General features: G+C 52.0%; 14 protein-coding genes and 1 pseudogene. 7 read left to right on the top strand and 8 right to left on the bottom strand.

Going from position 1 to position 20,094, the window contains the following annotated elements:
- The first annotated feature begins 75 nt into the window (after nucleotides 1-75).
- Both guaA and SFA31_RS18175 read left to right on the top strand, forming a co-directional pair.
- Nucleotides 76-1,653 (top strand): glutamine-hydrolyzing GMP synthase, encoded by a 1,578-nt coding sequence (gene guaA, locus SFA31_RS18180; RefSeq protein WP_322839248.1) that lies wholly within the window; start codon nucleotides 76-78, stop codon nucleotides 1,651-1,653.
- Between the two features lie 189 nt (nucleotides 1,654-1,842).
- Nucleotides 1,843-2,384, top strand: a pseudogene (locus SFA31_RS18175) (tyrosine-type recombinase/integrase); the annotation flags it as partial.
- 319 nt (nucleotides 2,385-2,703) lie between these two features.
- On the opposite strand, the gene SFA31_RS18170 reads toward SFA31_RS18175, so the two are convergent.
- Nucleotides 2,704-4,119 (bottom strand): methyl-accepting chemotaxis protein, encoded by a 1,416-nt coding sequence (locus SFA31_RS18170; RefSeq protein WP_322839247.1) that lies wholly within the window; start codon nucleotides 4,117-4,119, stop codon nucleotides 2,704-2,706.
- Nucleotides 4,120-5,191: 1,072 nt separating this feature from the next.
- The gene (locus SFA31_RS18165; protein ID WP_322839414.1) at nucleotides 5,192-5,341 is read right to left on the bottom strand and encodes a YfgG family protein; all 150 of its coding nucleotides are present in this window, start codon (nucleotides 5,339-5,341) and stop codon (nucleotides 5,192-5,194) included.
- Nucleotides 5,342-5,749: 408 nt separating this feature from the next.
- Here SFA31_RS18165 and SFA31_RS18160 point away from each other — a divergent pair, with 408 nt between their 5' ends.
- On the top strand, nucleotides 5,750-7,972 hold the full coding sequence (locus SFA31_RS18160; protein ID WP_322839246.1) for an EAL domain-containing protein: 2,223 nt from the start codon (nucleotides 5,750-5,752) through the stop codon (nucleotides 7,970-7,972).
- A gap of 101 nt (nucleotides 7,973-8,073) precedes the next feature.
- Here the strand turns inward: SFA31_RS18160 and ppx are convergent, their stop codons facing one another.
- The 4 genes from ppx to purM all read right to left on the bottom strand — a co-directional run bounded on the left by ppx (nucleotide 8,074) and on the right by purM (nucleotide 13,487).
- On the bottom strand, nucleotides 8,074-9,603 hold the full coding sequence (gene ppx / locus SFA31_RS18155; RefSeq protein ID WP_322839245.1) for an exopolyphosphatase: 1,530 nt from the start codon (nucleotides 9,601-9,603) through the stop codon (nucleotides 8,074-8,076).
- A gap of 3 nt (nucleotides 9,604-9,606) precedes the next feature.
- Nucleotides 9,607-11,667 carry a polyphosphate kinase 1 gene (gene ppk1, locus SFA31_RS18150; protein ID WP_322839244.1) on the bottom strand — a complete coding sequence of 687 codons (2,061 nt, stop codon included), beginning with the start codon at nucleotides 11,665-11,667 and terminating at the stop codon, nucleotides 9,607-9,609.
- Nucleotides 11,668-11,808: 141 nt separating this feature from the next.
- Complete coding sequence (gene purN, locus SFA31_RS18145) at nucleotides 11,809-12,450, bottom strand: phosphoribosylglycinamide formyltransferase (RefSeq protein WP_322839243.1); 642 nt, start codon at nucleotides 12,448-12,450, stop codon at nucleotides 11,809-11,811.
- Nucleotides 12,450-13,487, bottom strand: coding sequence for a phosphoribosylformylglycinamidine cyclo-ligase (gene purM / locus SFA31_RS18140; protein ID WP_322839242.1), 1,038 nt, complete (start codon nucleotides 13,485-13,487; stop codon nucleotides 12,450-12,452). The genes purN and purM overlap by 1 nt, the downstream gene beginning before the upstream one ends.
- A 257-nt stretch (nucleotides 13,488-13,744) precedes the next feature.
- Between purM and upp the strand changes: the two genes are divergently transcribed.
- The 3 genes from upp to hda all read left to right on the top strand — a co-directional run bounded on the left by upp (nucleotide 13,745) and on the right by hda (nucleotide 16,533).
- Nucleotides 13,745-14,371 carry a uracil phosphoribosyltransferase gene (upp, locus tag SFA31_RS18135; RefSeq protein WP_322839241.1) on the top strand — a complete coding sequence of 209 codons (627 nt, stop codon included), beginning with the start codon at nucleotides 13,745-13,747 and terminating at the stop codon, nucleotides 14,369-14,371.
- A 77-nt stretch (nucleotides 14,372-14,448) separates the two neighbouring features.
- Nucleotides 14,449-15,735, top strand: coding sequence for a uracil permease (uraA, locus tag SFA31_RS18130; protein WP_322839240.1), 1,287 nt, complete (start codon nucleotides 14,449-14,451; stop codon nucleotides 15,733-15,735).
- A gap of 96 nt (nucleotides 15,736-15,831) precedes the next feature.
- The gene (gene hda, locus SFA31_RS18125) at nucleotides 15,832-16,533 is read left to right on the top strand and encodes a DnaA inactivator Hda (RefSeq protein ID WP_322839413.1); all 702 of its coding nucleotides are present in this window, start codon (nucleotides 15,832-15,834) and stop codon (nucleotides 16,531-16,533) included.
- A gap of 351 nt (nucleotides 16,534-16,884) precedes the next feature.
- Here the strand turns inward: hda and arsC are convergent, their stop codons facing one another.
- Nucleotides 16,885-17,244, bottom strand: coding sequence for an arsenate reductase (glutaredoxin) (arsC, locus tag SFA31_RS18120; RefSeq protein WP_322839239.1), 360 nt, complete (start codon nucleotides 17,242-17,244; stop codon nucleotides 16,885-16,887).
- A 12-nt stretch (nucleotides 17,245-17,256) separates the two neighbouring features.
- Nucleotides 17,257-18,720 (bottom strand): M48 family metallopeptidase, encoded by a 1,464-nt coding sequence (locus tag SFA31_RS18115; protein WP_322839238.1) that lies wholly within the window; start codon nucleotides 18,718-18,720, stop codon nucleotides 17,257-17,259.
- Nucleotides 18,721-18,916: 196 nt separating this feature from the next.
- Here SFA31_RS18115 and SFA31_RS18110 point away from each other — a divergent pair, with 196 nt between their 5' ends.
- Nucleotides 18,917-19,999: an AI-2E family transporter gene (locus SFA31_RS18110; RefSeq protein WP_322839237.1), complete on the top strand. Its 1,083-nt coding sequence runs from the start codon at nucleotides 18,917-18,919 to the stop codon at nucleotides 19,997-19,999.
- Nucleotides 20,000-20,094 lie beyond the last annotated feature (95 nt).

The following is a 20,094-nucleotide window of genomic DNA, read 5'->3' as shown; positions in this document are numbered from 1 at the left end:
CGTCCCCGATTTTATGCTGCAGGAAAATATCGGGTGATTTACTTTAGATTGCTACTTGCCTCGGAATAAGCGTCAATGACGGAAAATATTCATAAACATCGCATACTTATCCTTGATTTTGGTTCTCAATATACTCAACTGGTCGCGCGCCGCGTGCGTGAGCTGGGCGTTTATTGTGAGCTGTGGGCGTGGGATGTCAGTGAAGCCCAAATTCGCGAGTTTAATCCTAATGGGATTATTCTTTCTGGCGGCCCGGAAAGCACCACCGAAATGAACAGCCCGCGTGCGCCACAGTACGTTTTTGAGGCAGGGGTGCCGGTCCTGGGCGTATGTTATGGCATGCAGACCATGGCGATGCAGTTAGGCGGCCAGGTCGAAGGGTCCAGTGAACGCGAATTTGGCTATGCGCAGGTGGAGGTCCTGACGGACAGCGCGCTGGTTCGTGGAATTGAAGATACCTTGAGCGCCAGCGGTAAACCGCTGCTGGATGTATGGATGAGTCACGGCGATAAAGTGACTGCTATCCCTGCAGGTTTTGTTACCGTGGCCAGCACAGAAACCTGTCCGTTTGCGATTATGGCGAACGAAGAAAAACGTTTTTACGGCGTGCAATTCCATCCGGAAGTCACGCATACCCATCAAGGAATGCGCATCCTTGAGCGGTTTGTTCGTGATATTTGTCAGTGTGAAGCTCTGTGGACGGCGGCAAAAATTATTGACGACGCCATAGAGCGCATTCGTCATCAGGTCGGAAACGATAAAGTGATCCTTGGCCTGTCTGGCGGCGTTGATTCTTCCGTTACGGCCATGCTGCTGCATCGCGCGATAGGCGATCGCCTGACCTGCGTTTTCGTGGATAACGGGCTTTTGCGGTTAAACGAGGCCGGGCAGGTGATGGAAATGTTCGGCGATCGTTTTGGGCTGAATATTGTGCACGTTCCGGCCGAAGAGCGTTTCCTCTCTGCGCTTGCAGGCATTGACGATCCTGAGGCCAAGCGTAAAACCATTGGGCGGGTTTTTGTCGAGGTATTTGACGAAGAAGCGCTAAAACTTGAGGACGTAAAGTGGCTGGCGCAGGGGACAATTTATCCCGATGTCATTGAGTCAGCCGCATCCGCGACCGGAAAGGCGCATGTGATTAAATCACACCATAATGTGGGCGGCCTGCCGAAAGAGATGAAAATGGGGTTGGTCGAGCCGCTGAAGGAGTTGTTTAAAGACGAAGTGCGGAAAATCGGCCTTGAGCTGGGGCTACCATTCGATATGCTCTACCGCCATCCGTTCCCGGGCCCGGGCCTGGGCGTGCGCGTGCTGGGCGAGGTGAAGAAAGAGTATTGCGATTTGCTGCGCAAAGCCGACGCGATTTTCATTGATGAACTGCGTAAAGCCGAGCTGTACGACAAAGTAAGCCAGGCTTTCACTGTATTCCTGCCGGTGCGCTCCGTTGGCGTAATGGGCGATGGCCGTAAGTACGATTGGGTGGTTTCGCTGCGTGCGGTGGAAACGATTGACTTTATGACCGCGCACTGGGCGCATCTGCCCTATGATTTCCTGGGCCGCGTATCTAATCGCATTATTAATGAGGTTAATGGTATTTCCCGCGTGGTTTATGATATTTCAGGTAAACCGCCTGCCACGATTGAGTGGGAATGATGCATAGCTAGTTCATAGCGCATTATTTCTATTCAAATTATCTCTAACCCTCTGTAATTGCAGAGGGTTCCTGTTTTTATCTACTTATATTTATTCACTCTACACCATATTTTCGACGGTACACGTGACGGTATTATCCTTTGAGTATGCCCCATACCGTCATAATCATGGATGCATTATGGGTGAATTGTGCTTACCGACACTAAACTAAAACCCCTCAGGCTGCAGGAGAAACTGTATAAGGTTTCCGATCGTGACGGGCTGTATGTCGCCGTGCTCACTCAGGCTCTGTCTCGTTCCGTTATGACTGGCGCATTAACGGGGCCGGGAAAAGCTGATGATAGGGCAGTATGGCCGTGACGGTATCAGCCTGGCAGAAGCGTATAAAGAACTCATTGCCGCCAAAAGCTGCTGAAGTCAGGCCCGTCGCCGTCTGTGGCGAAGCGTAACGGTATCATAAAGACTCAGGGATCGGAGATATTCACGGTATATACCGTCGCCTACAAGAAGCTCGTGACCCTGGCCGACAGCATCCGTGCCATGAAGCAGGCCGTAATTGAGTGCGACATTATGCCGGTGCTCGGCAACAAGGTTATGTCCGAGATAACCACCAGCGTGGTGCGCGACCTTTGCGATCGTCTCGTCGAGCGCGGCGGGCGGCGACGGCGATTCAGGGCAGGGAGATAATCAGTAGCGTATATCGCTATGCTAATGACCGTGGCCATGGAATGATTTGGCGTCAGGCGCTGGCCTGTGCGCGTAAACACGAATGAGCAAAAAAGCCCGCTTAGCGCGGGCTTTTTTATGTCTGGCGATTTAGATCTACGTAAAGAAAAGGAGGTTTCTACGGCCGCCTTTTTAAGAAGACTATCGAAATATTCATTTATCCTGATTAATTAAAATGCAAATCTCATGTTCGGCTAAAATCACACTCTCACTTATAGGGAATTCACGGCTCCCCTCCCTGCTGGAAAAATCTTCAGACGCCGTTTTGCTTATCATGCCGTGTTTCTCTTTGGTGAACCCTCTCGGCTGCGAGTGGCTTTCCGCTTAGTGCTTTTCCGGGGGAGGCATTATTACGCTACCCGGCAGTTCATTCCCACTTTCCGTTATTTTCAGCATTGCAACGCTTTGCTGCAATTGACGAGCTTTCCCGGCCATGCTGCTGGCCACCGCCGCAGACTGCTCAACCAGCGCAGCGTTCTGTTGGGTCACATTATCCATTTCATTGATGGCGAGGGCTATTTGATCGATGCCCATGCTTTGCTCTTCGGTCGCTAAAGTGATTTCGCTCATAATATTGCTGACGCGCGTTACGGCGGTAACGATTTCACGAATGGTATCACCGGCATTTTCCACCAAGCCTGAGCCAGTTTTAATATTTTCTTCCGATTCCGCAATCAGTGTGCTTATTTCTTTCGCCGCGTCGGAGCTGCGTTTTGCAAGGGTGCGAACTTCGCTGGCAACCACCGCAAAACCGCGCCCTTGCTCACCGGCTCTGGCTGCCTCTACTGCGGCATTCAGTGCCAGAATATTGGTCTGATTGGCGATACTGTCGATAACGGCGTTAATATTGGCGATTTTGCACGAGCTACTGGTGATATTACGCATCGTATTGATTACCCGATCCATGACTTCGCCACCCCGATGGGCAATAGCGTTAGCATCGACGCTCAGCTGGCTTGCGTGGCGGGCATTATCGGCGTTTTGCCGAACGGTGGTACGTAACTCTTCTGTGCTGGCGGCGGTTTGCTGCAGGGCGGAGGCCTGCTCTTCAGTTCGCGAGGAGAGATCGTTATTACCGGCTTCCATCTCTACTGTGCTTTGTCCAATGCTGGAAGCGCCTTCCTGAACCTGTGTGACAATGCCGGACAGCGAGCTCTGCATAGTGCCAAGGGATTCAAGCATGCGGCCAATTTCGTTGCGCGGCCCAACGTCAAATTTGTGGTGAAGCTCGCCGCGCCCAATTTTTTCAAGTAGTGAGGAGGTCATTAGCAGGCGCTGGAATAGATTTTTACGCAACCAGAAATGGACCAGGAAACAGATGATGATTGCTATAAACACGGCAATAAAAGAGGAAAAAATAGATCTTTCATTGTCATTTTCCGCCAGCTGTTCCTCCTGAATTGAGCGCTTTTTAAGATAGAGCATGTAGTTAGTAATCGCTTCACTGAAATTAACTTCCTGAACTTTATTTGAATAATCTTTCAGGATGTATTGAGTTTTCAGCATATCGACATTATTACGATAGTTGGACGCCAGCGCTTTATAGGCCTCATCAATTTTTTGTTTTAATGCCTTGCCTTCTCCAGAAGCGCTTGAGGAGTTAACTACCTTTTCCATTGCTGCATCAGAGGTATTCAGGTGCTGGGTAATTAAGGCGACTTTTTTATCAATATAATCGTGGGGTTTCTGGATATTATTCAGATAATTAATATCCCCCCGTGCCGCTGAGATGTTATCCATTACATGATTAAGGTTACGGGTTATCGTAATGATATTTCCCAACTTTCCAAAAGAGGCTTTAGCTCGAAAACTATTGTAAAGAGAGATCCCACTTACAGCCACAATAACTAAAGTTAACAGCACAAGGATAAGTTTGATTGCGTTAGATAAACTAAAATTTTTCATAACCTAAAAGAATGTTAAACAAGGGTATCACCAACATCGGCAGTTTTACGCTTTTCTGTAAGCTTTAAGTAAAGAAAAATTGGCAAATGCACTATAAATGTTTACTTGTTTTTACTTTCTTTGTGAATGGCCTGCGGGAGCATCGCGCAAAGATGCAATATTTGTTTTTGGAAAGCGACCGTAAGGGCAAAATATTTGCCTGAAAAACAACCGGTTCAGCGGGCATCAATTGCATATTTGGTGAGTGAATGTGATGCCATTTGATGGCCGGGGACTAACAATTCCATTGCTGGCGGACTTTTCGTTTAAAAAGTGACTCTTACTCCGCCTGATGGACAAATCTGATTCTTTATAGCTTACATCAGCGCAGATGAGAGGATTTGATAACATTCAACGTTTAATACACGGCGTACAATCGCGTGGTGATATGTGGGGATACGTTTAGTAAAGACAAATTCCGGATTATTGCTGCTGGGTTGCGTGGCCGGGTATGTAAACTCTGCGTGACGACATGTTTTACCCGTCACTTCGCGGCGACGGTAAAAAGGGGACACCATGAACGGTACGCTCATGTAGGTTAGAGGAAGCGTCCGTGCAGCATAAAAATAAATATGTGTTATCTCTACGCGCCGCGTGCACAGGATACTCTGGCTTCACTAAAATAGGGGATTCAGCCTTTTCTTAGTATCCTTTTCGCGGCGTAGCTAACCTGCTGGCAGGGCGAGTAATTTTGGGCAAAGATCGGTCACTCTCACCGCCATACTTCCGCTACAGCCAAGCCTAAGAATTATGCTATACAGATAAAATCATTAGATTTCATTAAGTAATTGCCGGTGCTATACAAGAGGATAGGTGCGTCTGAGTGGCCCTATTCATACAGGCTATTTTTGCGCTAAACGCTATTATCTTAACGGGTTGCTGGCTGTTCTCGAATGATAGACAGGCTACTTTGCTGTAAGCGATTTTTCTCCTGCTGATGATGCCAGGCGCCTACGGAAGAGTAGATAAAGCGGGCAAAGAAAAAGAGAAAGCTGATAAGAAAAACCATACGGACCATGCGATTATTTAACCGCTGCTGTTTTCGTATGCCGGGAGGGTGTGCCACTCTGGGTTCCTTTTTAGTAAGTCCGAAATATGGACGACAGGCTCATTTAGGCACAGTGTGCCACGCAGGTCAATAAAACTGACTGTAAAGTTTCGTTAATTGATTCTTAAGTGAAAAATGTTGTTTTTATGATGCGTTACTATTAATTCCCGGTGAATTGAGAACATAAATTGCGGCATCCTCAGATAAATAATCCAGTCACTCAGCGTTGAGTGATATAAATCAAAAATTACTTTTGCTGGCTATCTACAATCGGCCTTCAATTTTTCAAACAGTACTGCGCCAATAGCGCGCGGCGGTCAGGTTGGATGCCTGTCTGAAAAATACGACTGGGAACCAGGGTATTGTGAAGGACAATTCATGCAATGGGCTGACTGGTATCAAAAAAATAAAAATCAGTGGTGGTGTTTACCGCTAATCCTGCAAGTGGTGCTCCATCCGCTGGCGGTGCTGTGCAACGTTTATACGGCCTTTGACGGCGTCCGCGTCGTGCTGTTTTTCATGCCGCCTGCATTAATGATGGCGGCGCTGATGGTGTTTGGCTGGGCCGCTTTGCCAGGCGTAGTGGCTGCGCTGTTTTTCCGCTATCTGCCACTGCGCGGCGCCTCGGATGCCCTCATGTCGTCCGGCCACTATCTTATTGCGCTGGTATTAAGCTGGGGAGGTTACCGTTTATTCGTGCCACGCCGCTTTTCAATAAGCTTCGGTTACGGGAAACTCACTGGATCGCGCCTGTTTTGGCTGGTTTTCTTTTATTCTTCAGTATTTGCGTTGCTGTACCAGGTGGCGATCACTTTTGGCGTATATGACGCGCGCCGTAATCTGCCGGGCAACGACACATTACAGATAACAACGCTGATTAACTATCAAACCTTTCTGGTCAGTAATCTGATTGGCGTTCCCTTCTGGTATTTTATTTTGCGTACACTGCGGCATCCGCATTTTGCGCGCAGCTTCTATTCACGCCTGCGGGCGCAAATGCATCCCCACGCGTCACCCCTGGAAATTGGCCTGGCGGCAACACTACTTGCCCTTATTGGGCTGCTTATCATGCCAATCGGCGATGAGGGGTCAATATTTAATACCAACTATACCTTTACGCTGATTTTGCCGGTAATGATTTGGGGGACAATGCGCTTTGGTTTTCTCTTCATTACGACGGTATGGACGCTGTGCTTGATGGTGCTTAGCCATTACTACTACCGCTATTTGCCGGACAGTAGCGATTACGAAATCCATATGGCCATTACCTCTGCCTGTTATGTGGTGTTTTCATTCACTATTTATCTGATGGGCGGGGTGGTGACGCGCCAGCGAGCCATTTATGAAAAAGTACAGCGAATTGCGTTTGTCGACCCGGTTGTACAGATGCCGAATTTGCGTGCTCTGTCGCGGGATATTAACCATATCACGATGTCGACGCTTTGCCTGCTGCGCTTCCCGGAACTTGAATTGCTGGGACGTAACTACGGGATTTTATTACGCATTGGCTATATGCAGGAGCTGGACGACTGGCTGCAGGAGGTATTATTACCTGATGAGAGACTTTATTATCTCTCCAGTCTGGAGCTCATGCTGCGGCTGAACGGTGAGAAAAGCCAGGATGAAGTGGAAGTGATCGAGCAGCGAATTCGGCAGTTCCGCTATCTATGGGACGGTATGCCGATACAGCCTCAGGTTGGGATCAGCTATTGCTATATCCGCCATCCCGTTGCCCATCATCCGCTGCTATTAGGCGAATTAAGTACTATGGCCGAGTTTTCACTCAGCAGCAGCAGGCCGGAACGGCTACAGCTTTATAGCTCCCGCCATGCGCAGAACGCGATACGCCATAAAGTTGCTATGATGAACAGCCTACAGCGCGCACTGGATATCGGTGCCTTCGAGCTTCAGGCTCAGCGCGTTGAAGGCGTACGGGGAGACGTGTTCTATGAAATCCTGCTGCGCATGGTCAATGAGCACGGCGAAATGCTGGAGCCCGATCGCTTTTTGCCTGCGGCGCACGAGTTTGGTATGTCCTCCCGCATCGATTTATGGGTGCTGGAACAAGCCGTTCAGTTTATTGCGCGGCATCGGGATGTACTGCCGGGTTGCCGGTTTTCCATTAATCTAACGCCAGCATCCGTGTGCCGGGCACCGTTCGCCAGCGATGTTGCTCATTTGCTGGCGCGCTACGAAGTTCAGGCGTGGCAATTAATTTTTGAGGTCACGGAAAGCAATCTGCTAACTAACATCAAGCAGGCGAATATCACGCTATCGACGCTGCAAAGTATGGGATGTCTTATCGCGATTGATGATTTCGGCACCGGCTACGCCAGCTATTCGCGGCTGCGTGAAATGAACGCCGATATCATGAAAATTGACGGTAGCTTTATTCGTAATATTTTGACCAGTAGCCAGGACTACCAAATCGTTGAGTCGATTTGCCAGCTGGCGCGCATGAAAAAAATGCTGGTGGTTGCCGGTTTTGTCGAAACAGAAGAGACGCGCGCGGCGGTGCTGAAACTCGGCGTAGATTATGTTCAGGGCTGGGTTATCAGCCGGCCGCAGCCGCTGGAGTCACTGCTGCCGGCCGGTGAGTAACACATTACTCACTGCTACTTAGCCATTATATTACGCCTGAGGTTTCACCATCATGAGCGAGGCGCCTCCGCTGGCAGCGCCTTTTGCGATCAAACTCAGGCTCAGGTTGTCGCCTCTTCTTCCTCTACGGTAAGTTTCCAGCCCGCAGAATCCCAATACTGTTGTTCACGCTCTAAATCAAGCAAAACCAGCGCATTTTGGCTGAACCACTCGCGGGGAAAACGCAGCGTCCAGTGATTATCATCGGTTTCCAGCGTTAAGGTGGTTGGCGCCGTGGTCGCCTGGCGCTGATTATTTAACAATACGCCCAGTCGCAGCAGCTTAATCATCGGCAAATACTGTTTTTTGCGAAAAAGCGTAAAGCGCGGGACATCATCAAGTTTGATAGCTTTGCGATGAAAGCGCACCAGCGTGGCCATCATTAACTGCTGCTCCTGCGTAAAGCCCGGTAGATCGCTGTGCTGCAGGATATAGGCTGAGTGCCGATGAATGCCGCTGTGGTTGATGCCTAAACCGACTTCATGCAGCATTGCAGCCCATTTGAGCAGCGCCGTCATTTGAGGATTGACGTGCTTAGCGTGGCCAGACTCCCACTGTTCATACATGCGCAGCGTTGTATCCAGCACGCGACGCGCCTGGTCACTGTCAATATCGTAGCGCTGAGCCAGACTTTGAGCGGTGCGGATGCGCACATCCTGATGGCGAAAGCGTCCCTCCATTTCATAAAGCACGCCTTCGCGCAGCGCGCCGTCAGAGAGACGTAACTCTTTAACGGCCAGTGCATCGAATACACCGCACAGGATAGCCAGCCCCGGAACGAAAACCAGCCGGCGTTCGGCGGAAAGGCCAGGAAGCTCAAGCTCATCGACATTCCTGTATTTCAGCACCCGGGCGCTAATTTTTTCCAGCCGCTCCGGCGTGATAAGCCCGTCACGCTCGCCCAGCGCCAGCAGAACTTCATGTGCGGCTTTAATCGTGCCAGAGGCGCCCAGGGCGACGCTCCAGCCCTGAATACGATACTGCCAGGCGAGGTTTTCCAGTTGCTGGATAGCCGCCATGCGCGCCCGGCGAAAATTCATGGGCGTTATCACTCCGCCCGGAAAAAACTGCTGGCCGAAACTGACGCAGCCCATGCGGCGGCTTTCCACCAATTGGGGCTCGAAATTCTCGCCGATGACCAGTTCCGTTGAGCCGCCGCCAATATCAATAACCAGCTTGCTTCCCCGTTCGGGCTGGGTATGTTCTACGCCCATAAAAATCAGGCGCGCCTCTTCGTTGCCGGAAATGATTTCGATAGGATAGGGGATAACCTCTTCCGCCCGGCGCAAAAACTCACCGGCGTTTGAGGCCAGGCGCAGGCTGTGAGTGCCTACGATGGTAACGTTGGCGGCGCTGAACCCCTGCAATCGTTCGGCAAACAGCGCCAGACACGTGAGACCGCGCTCAATGGCATCTTCGCTCAAACGGTAATTTTCATCCAGTCCATCGGCCAGGTATACGCGCTGTTTCAGGCGCCCAATAATTTGCAGCGCGCCATCCACCACCCGGGCGATGACCATATGAAAGCTGTTGGAGCCAAGATCGACGGCCGCGAATTCCTGTGGGCGCGTATTGCGTTGAGTGAGTGGCATAGCTTAATCAGAGAGTTCCAGAGATTTGATATAGTCGTAGATAGCCAGCTGCGCGCGCACCTTGCGGCGATTCCCGCGCGGGACATAGCGATTACTCAGTTCTTTATCGACAATACGCGCCTTAACCGTATCGCTGAATAAAATAGCCAGAATATCCAGCACCCGCTGTTTTAACCGGGGATCGAGCAGGGCAACGGCGACCTCAATGCGGTAATCGATATTACGCGTCATCCAGTCGGCCGAGGAAAGAAAGACTTTTTTGTCGCCCCCGTTTTCAAAAACGTACACCCTGTCGTGTTCGAGGTAGCGATCCACAATACTGATGACGCGAATATTATCGCTGATGCCTTCAAGTTGGGGAATAAGCGAACACATGCCGCGAACCAGCAGGTTGACCGGCACGCCAAAGCTTGAGGCGGTATATAGCCTGTCCACTAAACCCTTATCGACCAGATTATTCAGTTTTAGCGTAATCCCCGAGGGCTGCCCCTGCTGGGCATTCGCTATCTCTTTATCAACCAGCTCGTAGAGCAGACGGCGCGAGTTTTGCGGTGAAACCATCAAATAGTCAAAATTTACCGGGCGATACGGATTTTCGATAAAGTTAAATACCCGACGCACTTCGTTGGTAATGCGCGCATCGGCGGTCAGTAGCGAATAATCGGTATAAGTACGGGCGGTTTTCTCGTTAAAGTTTCCGGTGCCGATGTGCGCGTAACGCACTACATTATCCCCTTCGCGGCGCGAGATCAGAAACAGTTTGGCGTGGATCTTTAACCCCGGCGCCGAGAAAATAACGTGCACGCCCGCCTCAGTCAGGCGCTTGGCCCAGTGAATATTCGCCTCTTCATCAAAGCGCGCCTGCAGTTCCACAACTACGGTGACCTTTTTGCCATTGTGGGCCGCATGGATCATGGCGTCGATAATTCGGGAATCTTTCGCTACGCGATAAATATTGATTTTGATCGCCAGTACGCTGGGGTCGAATGAGGCCTGGCGCAGCAGTTCCAGTACGTGCTCGAAAGTATGATAAGGGTAATACAGCAGAACGTCCCGTTCACGAATGGCGTCAAATCCGTTGCGAAAACTATCGAACCAAACGTGGCGCAGGCGCGGCAGCGGTTTATTGACCAGGTTCGCTTTGCCCACATTGGGAAATTTAATGAAGTCTTTGAAATTATGATAGCGCCCGCCGGGGACAATTGAATCGTAGCGAGAGATAGACAGTTTTTTACGCAGCACTTCCACCATGTCGTCCGGCATATCCCGCTGATAAACAAAGCGCACCGGCTCCGCCGTCAGGCGCTGCTTGAGGCTGGAAGACATTAGCTCAAGCAGACTCGATTCCATTTCATGCACCAAATCATATTCAGCATCGCGCGTCATCTTCATGGAATAGGCGTTAAGCGCATCGTAGTCGAAAAAACCTTTGAAGATTTCATCCAGACAGTAGCGTAATATATTATCTAATATAATCATTGGCTTACGTCTGCGTGGCGTTTCCGGTGGCAGATTAATAAAGCGTGGCACCTTGTCTGATGGGATTTCCAGCAGCGTATAATGCGTTTCCTGCCCGCGCACAATCTCGACCGCCAGATAGGTATAATCGTCTTTCAGAAACTGGACCAGATCCGTTTCACGAGTAATCAAAATCGGTGTGATATGCGGGCGCAGGGAGTGTTTAAAATAGTGGCGCAGCCACTCCTGCTGGTTCGCGGATAACTGGCGTTCGTTAATCAAAAAGATTTGGTTACGCGCCATTTCCAGCAGCAGATCGTTATACAGCGCGTCAAACTCCTGATCGGCTTTCAACACGCGCGACTGAATTTTGTTAAGCAAATGGCGTGAATGAGAGCCCGATCCCTGTTCTTCGCTGATCAAAATACGCTGTTTCAACTCGGCGAAGCGAACTTTATAAAATTCATCCAGATTATTGGAATAGATGCCGAGGAAGCGCATGCGCTCGATGAGCGGATTTGACTTGTCCGCAGCTTCCTGAAGCACGCGCTCATTAAAGGCTAACCAACTGAGTTCTTTTTCGATATACAGTTTTTCCTGACCCATTACGACTCACACTCCGATCTGGTTTTCTCGGGACGTGGCAAATCCGTCTTAACCGCTATTATGGCGAGCAAAGCCCGGCGTTGTCCAACGCCGGTGTGATTTGATTTATCTGGAAAAGTTTCCAGATAAACTGGTCAGGCACTATTCGTCAGCGGCGTAGCCCTGCGGTGGCAGGCGCTGGCCATCCAGCCAGGCGGTGCCGTCGCGCATCACCAGCCGGTTATCGACAAACCAGCTAATCACCAGCGGGTAAATAGCGTGCTCCTGATGCCGCACGCGTGCGGCAACGAGGGCTTCGTCGTCGCCGGGAAAGACGGGAACGGTTGCCTGCAGGATAACCGGGCCGCCGTCCAGTTCTTCGGTTACGAAGTGGACAGAAGCGCCGTGCTCGCTATCGCCATTTTCCAGCGCCCGGCGGTGAGTATGCAGGCCCGGATATTTTGGCAGCAGAGAAGGGTGAATATTGATAAGCCGCCCGGTGTAATGCGCGACGAAATGCGGAGTAAGAATGCGCATATATCCTGCCAACACCACAAGGTCCGGTGCATATTCGTCAATGTGCCGGATAAGCGCGTCGTCAAACGCCGCCCGGTCCGCGTAATCGGATGGGCGGATAGCGTAGCTGGGAATATTCGCATCACGCGCGCGCTCAAGTCCCTGAACATGGCTCCTGGTGCTGAACACGGCCTGCACCGTTGCCTGAATGCGCCCCTGCGCGCAGGCGTCGATAATAGCCTGCAGATTGCTGCCGGTACCGGAAATCAGCACAATGATTTTTTTCATTATTCAATTACCACGCGCGGTCCGCAATCAGATGCGCGTATTTTACCGATTTGCCACGCGTTTTCACCCAGTTCGGTTAACAGGTGCAGGGCGGCATCTGCAGCATCGGCGGGCAGGGCGATAATCATTCCCACACCGCAATTGAAGGTGCGATACATTTCGCGGCGGCTGACATTGCCGGCCCGCTGCAGCCAGGTGAATACCTCAGGCCACCGCCACGAGGATTCATCAATGACGGCCTCAAGGTGCGCCGGAAGTACGCGGGGAATGTTTTCCCAGAATCCGCCGCCGGTGATATGCGCGATCGCGTGGACATTAAGTGCATTGGTCAGCGCTAAAATTGATTTAACGTAAATCCGAGTTGGGGCCAGCAGGCTGTCGGCAAGCGTTGCGTCGCCGAGGCGCTCGTCCAGCGGCGAGCAGCCGCTGACGTCAATAATTTTCCTTATCAGCGAGTAGCCGTTGGAATGCGGGCCGCTGGCGCCGAGCGCGAGTAACACATCGCCGTGCGCCACGCGGCTGCCATCGATAATATCGGCTTTTTCAACCACCCCGACGCAAAAGCCCGCAATATCGTAATCGCTTCCGCCGTACATACCGGGCATTTCCGCCGTTTCACCGCCTACCAGCGCGCAGCCAGCCTGAAGGCAGCCTTCGGCAATGCCGTGAATGACGCTGGCCGCGGTGTCGACGTCCAGCCTGCCGGTGGCGTAGTAATCGAGAAAGAACAGCGGCTCTGCGCCCTGGACGATAAGATCGTTAACGCACATGGCAACCAGGTCGATGCCGATGGTTTCATGGCGCTGTAAATCCATTGCCAGGCGCAGTTTGGTGCCGACGCCGTCGGTGCCGGACACCAGCACCGGCTCCCGGTATTTCTGCGGCAGGGCGCACAGGGCACCGAAACCGCCGAGGCCGCCCATCACTTCCGGGCGGCGCGTTTTTTTAACGGCGCCTTTGATTCTTTCGACCAGCGCATTGCCGGCGTCGATATCCACGCCGGCGTCTTTGTAGCTGAGAGCGGTTTTGTCGGTCACGGCAATCTCCATGCGGTTGGCAGTGCGCCCGAGTTTAACAGTGAACGCAAACGTTTGCGAGCTAGTTATTACTCTCTGTGGCATGGGTTTTGCGAACCCGATTTTATTGTTCGCTTCCCGGCGGGGTGAGGTAAATACTCTATAGTGATCCTAAGCAAACTTGATCCCGGTCACGGCATTGCATATGGCGCAGCCGAGAAAAAGCGGTATAATCCGGCGATTTTTTTTGTGGCTGCCATCTTTTGGGGAGAAAGAGTATGAAGATCGTGGAAGTGAAACACCCGCTGGTTAAACACAAGCTGGGATTGATGCGCGCAAATGACATCAGCACCAAGCGTTTTCGCGAACTCGCCTCTGAAGTAGGCAGCCTGCTGACATATGAAGCCACGGCGGATCTGGAGACCGAAAAAGTCACGATTGAAGGCTGGAACGGCCCGGTTGAGATCGATCAGATTAAGGGTAAGAAAATTACCGTGGTGCCTATTTTGCGCGCCGGTCTCGGTATGATGGAAGGCGTACTGGAAAATGTTCCCAGCGCGCGCATTAGCGTAGTCGGTGTGTATCGCGACGAAGAAACGCTGGAGCCTGTGCCTTATTTCCAAAAGCTGGTATCCAACATCAATGAACGCATGGCGCTGGTGGTAGACCCGATGCTGGCGACGGGCGGTTCAGTGATTGCCACTATTGACCTGCTGAAAAAAGCCGGCTGCACCAGTATTAAAATTTTGGTGCTGGTCGCCGCCCCGGAAGGGATTCGGGCGCTGGAGAAAGCGCATCCGGACGTAGAGCTGTATACCGCGTCTATCGATCGGGGGCTGGATAACCACGGTTATATTATTCCAGGGCTCGGCGATGCCGGTGATAAAATATTTGGTACCAAATAATAAATATGCCGACTAATAAGTCGGCTTTTTTTTGGCTATATGCCTGACTTGGTTTACACACTCAGAGGATTAAAGTTATGACGCGCCGCGCTATTGGGGTTAGTGAACGTCCGCCGCTTTTACAAACCATCCCATTAAGCCTCCAGCATCTTTTCGCTATGTTCGGTTCCACCGTGCTGGTGCCGATTCTGTTTCATATCAATCCTGCCACTGCGCTGCTATTTAACGGGCTGGGGACGCTACTTTATTTATTTATCTGTAAAGGAAAAATTCCCGCCTATCTCGGATCGAGCTTTGCATTTATCTCGCCCGTGCTGCTGCTATTACCGATGGGATATGAACTGGCGCTGGGCGGATTTATTGTTTGCGGAGCGCTGTTCTGCCTGGTGGCACTGATTGTAAAAAAAGCCGGCACTGGCTGGATAGACGTTATGTTCCCGCCTGCGGCGATGGGCGCTATCGTCGCCGTTATCGGGCTGGAACTGGCAGGCGTGGCGGCGAATATGGCCGGGCTACTGCCCGCGCAGGGGCAAATGGCAGATACCACCGCGGTGACGATTTCCCTGACCACGCTCGCGGTAACGGTACTGGGCGCGGTGTTATTTCGCGGATTTCTGGCCATTATCCCTATCCTTATTGGGGTTCTAACGGGCTATGCGCTCTCTTTCGCGATGGGTGTAGTCGATATTACGCCAATACGCGAGGCGCACTGGTTCGCGCTGCCGACTTTCTATACGCCGCGCTTTGAATGGTTTGCCATACTCACGGTGTTACCTGCGGCGCTGGTGGTTATTGCAGAGCACGTCGGGCATTTGGTGGTGACGGCGAATATCGTGAAAAAAGATTTAGTGCGCGATCCCGGTTTGCATCGCTCTATGTTCGCAAACGGGCTTTCAACGTTCCTCTCAGGCTTCTTCGGTTCAACGCCGAATACCACCTATGGTGAAAATATTGGCGTGCTCGCGATAACTCGGGTCTATAGCACGTGGGTGATAGGCGGCGCGGCGCTGTTTGCTATTTTGCTCTCCTGCGTAGGGAAGCTGGCGGCGGCGATTCAGATCATCCCGGTTCCGGTGATGGGAGGTGTCTCTTTACTGCTGTATGGCGTTATTGGAACATCCGGGATCCGTGTGTTAATCGAATCTAAAGTGGATTACAGCAAAGCGCAGAATTTGATTCTGACCTCGGTCATTTTAATTATCGGCGTTAGCGGCGCACGGATACACGTTGGCGCTACCGAGTTGAAAGGGATGGCGCTGGCCACGATTGTGGGAGTAGGGCTGAGCCTGTTGTTCAAGCTGATAAGCCTGGTGCGCCCTGAAGAAAAAATTATCGACGTGGACGATGAATCTGCGGCATCCTGATAACGCCGCGGGCGGGGATCCTGCCCGCGGTTCTCCGCCCGCCGTTTTCTGTGATAAACTGTGCGGCGATTTTTGTAGGATCGAACTGAGGTCACTCTGAACACGCCGGCACAGCTCTCTTTGCCACTCTATCTCCCCGATGATGAAACTTTCGCGAGTTTCTGGCCGGGCGACAATGCCTCTTTGTTAGCCGCGCTGCGCGGCGTTTTGCATCAGGCGCACAGCGGTTATCTTTACTTCTGGTCTCGGGAAGGCGGGGGGCGTAGCCACCTTCTGCACGCGGCCTGCGCGGAGCTATCCCGTCGCGGCGAGGCGGTGGGTTTTGTGCCGCTGGATAAGCGCACTTGGTTTGTCCCTGACGTGCTGGACGGCATGGAACACCTGGCGCTGGTGTGTATCGATAATATTGAATGTGTCGCGGGGGATGAACCGTGGGAAATGGCGATTTTCAATCTCTATAACCGCATTCTCGAATCGGGGAATACGCGGTTACTGATTACCGGCGACAGACCGCCGCGCCAGCTTAATCTGCGCCTGCCAGACCTGGCCTCTCGCCTCGACTGGGGCCAAATCTATCGCCTTCAGCCGCTTTCTGATGATGACAAACTACAGGCGCTGCAATTGCGCGCCCGGCTGCGCGGTTTTGAACTGCCGGAAGACGTCGGGCGTTTTTTACTCAAGCGGCTGGATCGCGAGATGCGCACGCTGTTTACCACTCTCGATCAGCTCGATCGGGCCTCAATTACCGCGCAGCGTAAACTGACGATCCCTTTTGTAAAAGATATTTTGTCGCTGTAGTTTGCGCGTTCCCGAGAAGCGCGCGCAGCCATTTACTCTACCGGGCGGCGTTATGTTTATTAGAACAGGGCGGCAGTGTGAGCATCTCTGCACCGGGAACTTCATTACATGTGTTTTTTCACGTATTTATCGGCAGGCAGGGATTGTGGATTTACGCGCTTCCTGCAAGCGCGCGAATTCATATTTTACTGCCAGTTCACCGGCAAAATGTAATGACCAGTGCAGCGCATCGCTCTGATTTACCCTGCTGCGCGATGATACCCGCCGTGATTTTCGCAGCGGGTACGGTGGTTTTCATTTCAGTCGCCACTCGGCTCTCGGTCGATTAAGGTTGAAAATTATCTTTTCCGGTTAAGCCACTATCTCCAGCACATTTTCCGGCGGCCGCCCGATGCGTGCGCCAGCATCAGTGACGACGATGGGGCGCTCAATAAGCTTCGGATGGGTGACCATTGCTACTATTAATGCCTCTTCATCAAGAGAGGTATTTTTTAGATTCAACTCGTTGTAAATATCTTCTTTCACGCGCATCAGTTCGCGAGCGCTGCGCATACCGAGCTGCGTCAGCAACGTTTTGATCGTTGCAGCATCGGGGGGCGTTTCCAAATACAAAATGACCCGAGGTTCAATGCCGCGAGATTCCAGCAGCGAGAGCGTTTCACGGCTTTTGGAGCAGCGGGGGTTATGGTAAATGGTCACTAAAGGGGGCATAGGGATTCCTTGTTACATTTTTTGATATTGGCGATAGCGCTGTTGCATTAGGCGTAGCTGATCGATGCGCGCGTCGTAGCGCGCCTGTTGCAAACTGCCGGTTTTTGTTTGCGCGCTGGCGCGGCTTAATAAACTTATCGACTGATCCAGCCGCCCCTGCAGGGCCATAAGCTCTGCCCGTGCGGCTAATTCCCGGTCGGGATGATTGAGTGCGCTTTCCGCCTGGGCTAATAAATCCCAGCCGTTAGTATCGTCAGGGTGGGCGAAGGTATAGCGATTAAGTAGCGCGGCCGCAGGCGCCGGCTGCTTATTTTGTACATAAGCATTGGCCAGGTTGAGCTGCAGCACCGGGCTATTTGCCAGCCCTGGGGCTTTTTGCAGGCGGGTGACAGCGGCGGCTGCGCTATGTCGGCCGAGATCGATATCGGTTGCCAAATTCAGAAACCAGGGGTTATCCGGCTGGGCGCTCAATAGCGGCAGCAAAAAACGCTGGGCCTCAACAAAGTCATTGCTTTCCATTGCTTTTAGCGCTCTGCCATAGCGGGCCGCCTGCTGTTGCTGTGCGTCTCCTTTATCCAGCGCATCCAGTAATTCATCCGTGAGCTGATTACTGCCATCGCCATACATCCCAAGAATGCGCACCTTTGCCATATAAAAGTTGACGGAGGAGCGCGCAACGGTGGCGGGCATTTGATTCGCCCGGTTGCGAGCGTCTGAAAGCCGGCTTTCCGGCAGTGGGTGGGTCAGGAGGATCTCCGGCGGGCGCGTTGAGTAGCGCGCCTGATCGAGAAGTTTATCCAGAAAAGTGGGCATGGCCTGAGGATCGAACCCGGCGCGCTGTAAAACCTGAATGCCAATACGATCGGCCTCCTGCTCGTTTTGCTGGGCAAAACTGATCATACCCTGCCGTGATCCGGCAAGTGTACCGGTCATTGCCGCCATCCCGGCCTGCGGGCTGGCCATTGCCAACAGAATCGATCCTAAAGCGCCCACCCAGGTAAGCGGCGCATTGCGCTTTTGATCTTCCATCGCCCGCGCCAGATGGCGCTGGGTAACGTGGGAGATTTCGTGCGCCATGACCGATGCAAGCTGGCTTTCATTATCGGCATAGCGAAATAATGCGGAATGGAGTACGACATGCCCGCCAAAGAATGCGAAGGCGTTAATTTCATCATTATTAATCAGGTGAAAATAGAAGGGCGTGCGCACCGAATTCGCGTGCGACACTAGCCGCATGCCCAGCGAGTTAATATATTCATCAAGCAGCGGGTCATTAATGAGCGGGGCACTGCCGCGAAGCTGGCGAATATAAAAATCGCCCATTTGCTTTTCCTGCGCGATGGAAAGCGTGCTGCCCGCAGAAGTCCCCATATCCGGGAGACCATCGGCGCTATCGGCAAAGACAGGCAGAGACTGGCCCGCCAGCAGAGCTGTAATCAGAGAGACAACCAGCGCTTTCTTCAACGGCCTGAACATAACGTCTGATCCTGTTTTGTAAGGTATGGTCTTATGACATGCTGAAGGGATAAGGGTTCGATGCCCCAATCCGGTAAAGGTTTGAGTCTTCGTGAATGCCATAGTACCCCGTATACTGTGAAAAACGAAGAGTCAGGAAAGACTATTCGTTACAATTCCGCGCATTACACTGCCGTCGACTTTCCGGGAAATAAATATGCTTGAACTCTTATTACAGTGGTATCGCCGCCGTTTCAGCGATCCGGAAGCGATAGCGCTACTGGTTATTTTAATTTTTGGATGCAGTCTCCTCTATTTTTTTTCTGGCCTGCTGGCGCCTCTGCTGGTAGCGCTGGTCCTTGCTTACCTTCTGGAGTGGCCAACGGCCCGGCTTGAACGTATCGGCTGTTCGCGAAGCGCCGCGACTGGCATTGTGCTGGTGCTGTTTATCGGCGTGGTATTGCTAATGACACTGGTGGTGGCGCCGGTAGCCTGGCAACAGAGCATTTTTTTAGTGCGCGATATGCCGACCATGTTTAATAAGCTGGTTGATTTTTCCGCTACGCTGCCCCGGCGTTACCCGGCGCTGGTGGATGCGGGCATTATTGATGCAATGGCAGAGAATTTACGCGCGCGTTTGTCCACGCTCGGTGAGTCTGTGGTTAAGTTCTCGCTGGCGTCACTGGTTGGCTTATTAACGCTCGCCGTGTATCTGATTCTGGTGCCGCTGATGGTCTTTTTCCTGGTAAAAGATAAAGAACAAATGCTCAACGCGGTGCGGCGCGTACTGCCGCGCAATCGCGGGCTGGCCGGCCAGGTGTGGGTGGAAATGAACCAGCAAATCACCAATTATATTCGCGGTAAGGCGATGGAAATGGTGATTGTCGGCATCGCGACCTACATTGGCTTTATTGCTACCGGGTTGAATTATTCGCTATTACTGGCGGTTTTGGTCGGGCTGTCCGTATTAATTCCTTACATCGGTGCTTTTGCCGTTACGCTACCGGTGACTGGCGTTGCGCTGTACCAATTTGGCATTGGGGCGGAGTTCTGGACCTGTTTTAGCGTCTATCTGGTAATTCAGGCGCTGGACGGTAATTTACTGGTGCCGGTACTGTTTTCGGAGGCCGTAAATTTGCATCCACTGGTGATTATTTTATCCGTGGTGATATTTGGCGGTCTGTGGGGGTTTTGGGGCGTCTTTTTCGCGATTCCACTGGCGACATTAATTAAAGCTGTGGTGCGCGCGTGGCCGGACACGCTGTCAGGCGAACCAATTGACGTTGAGCAGGTGCCATAAGCGGCGTTTTGCGGAATAACAAAGCGGCTTCATGATGAGTGAGAATTGACGCGTTAGATATTGACTGACGGCGGTATTGGTTTCGCCCGTCAGAG

It is taken from the genome of Erwinia sp. HR93 (genome assembly GCF_034555055.1).
Lineage (GTDB): Bacteria > Pseudomonadota > Gammaproteobacteria > Enterobacterales > Enterobacteriaceae > Apirhabdus > Apirhabdus apintestini.
The sequence above is the reverse complement of the archived record's forward strand: the minus strand, read 5'-3'. Positions and strand labels throughout refer to the sequence as shown.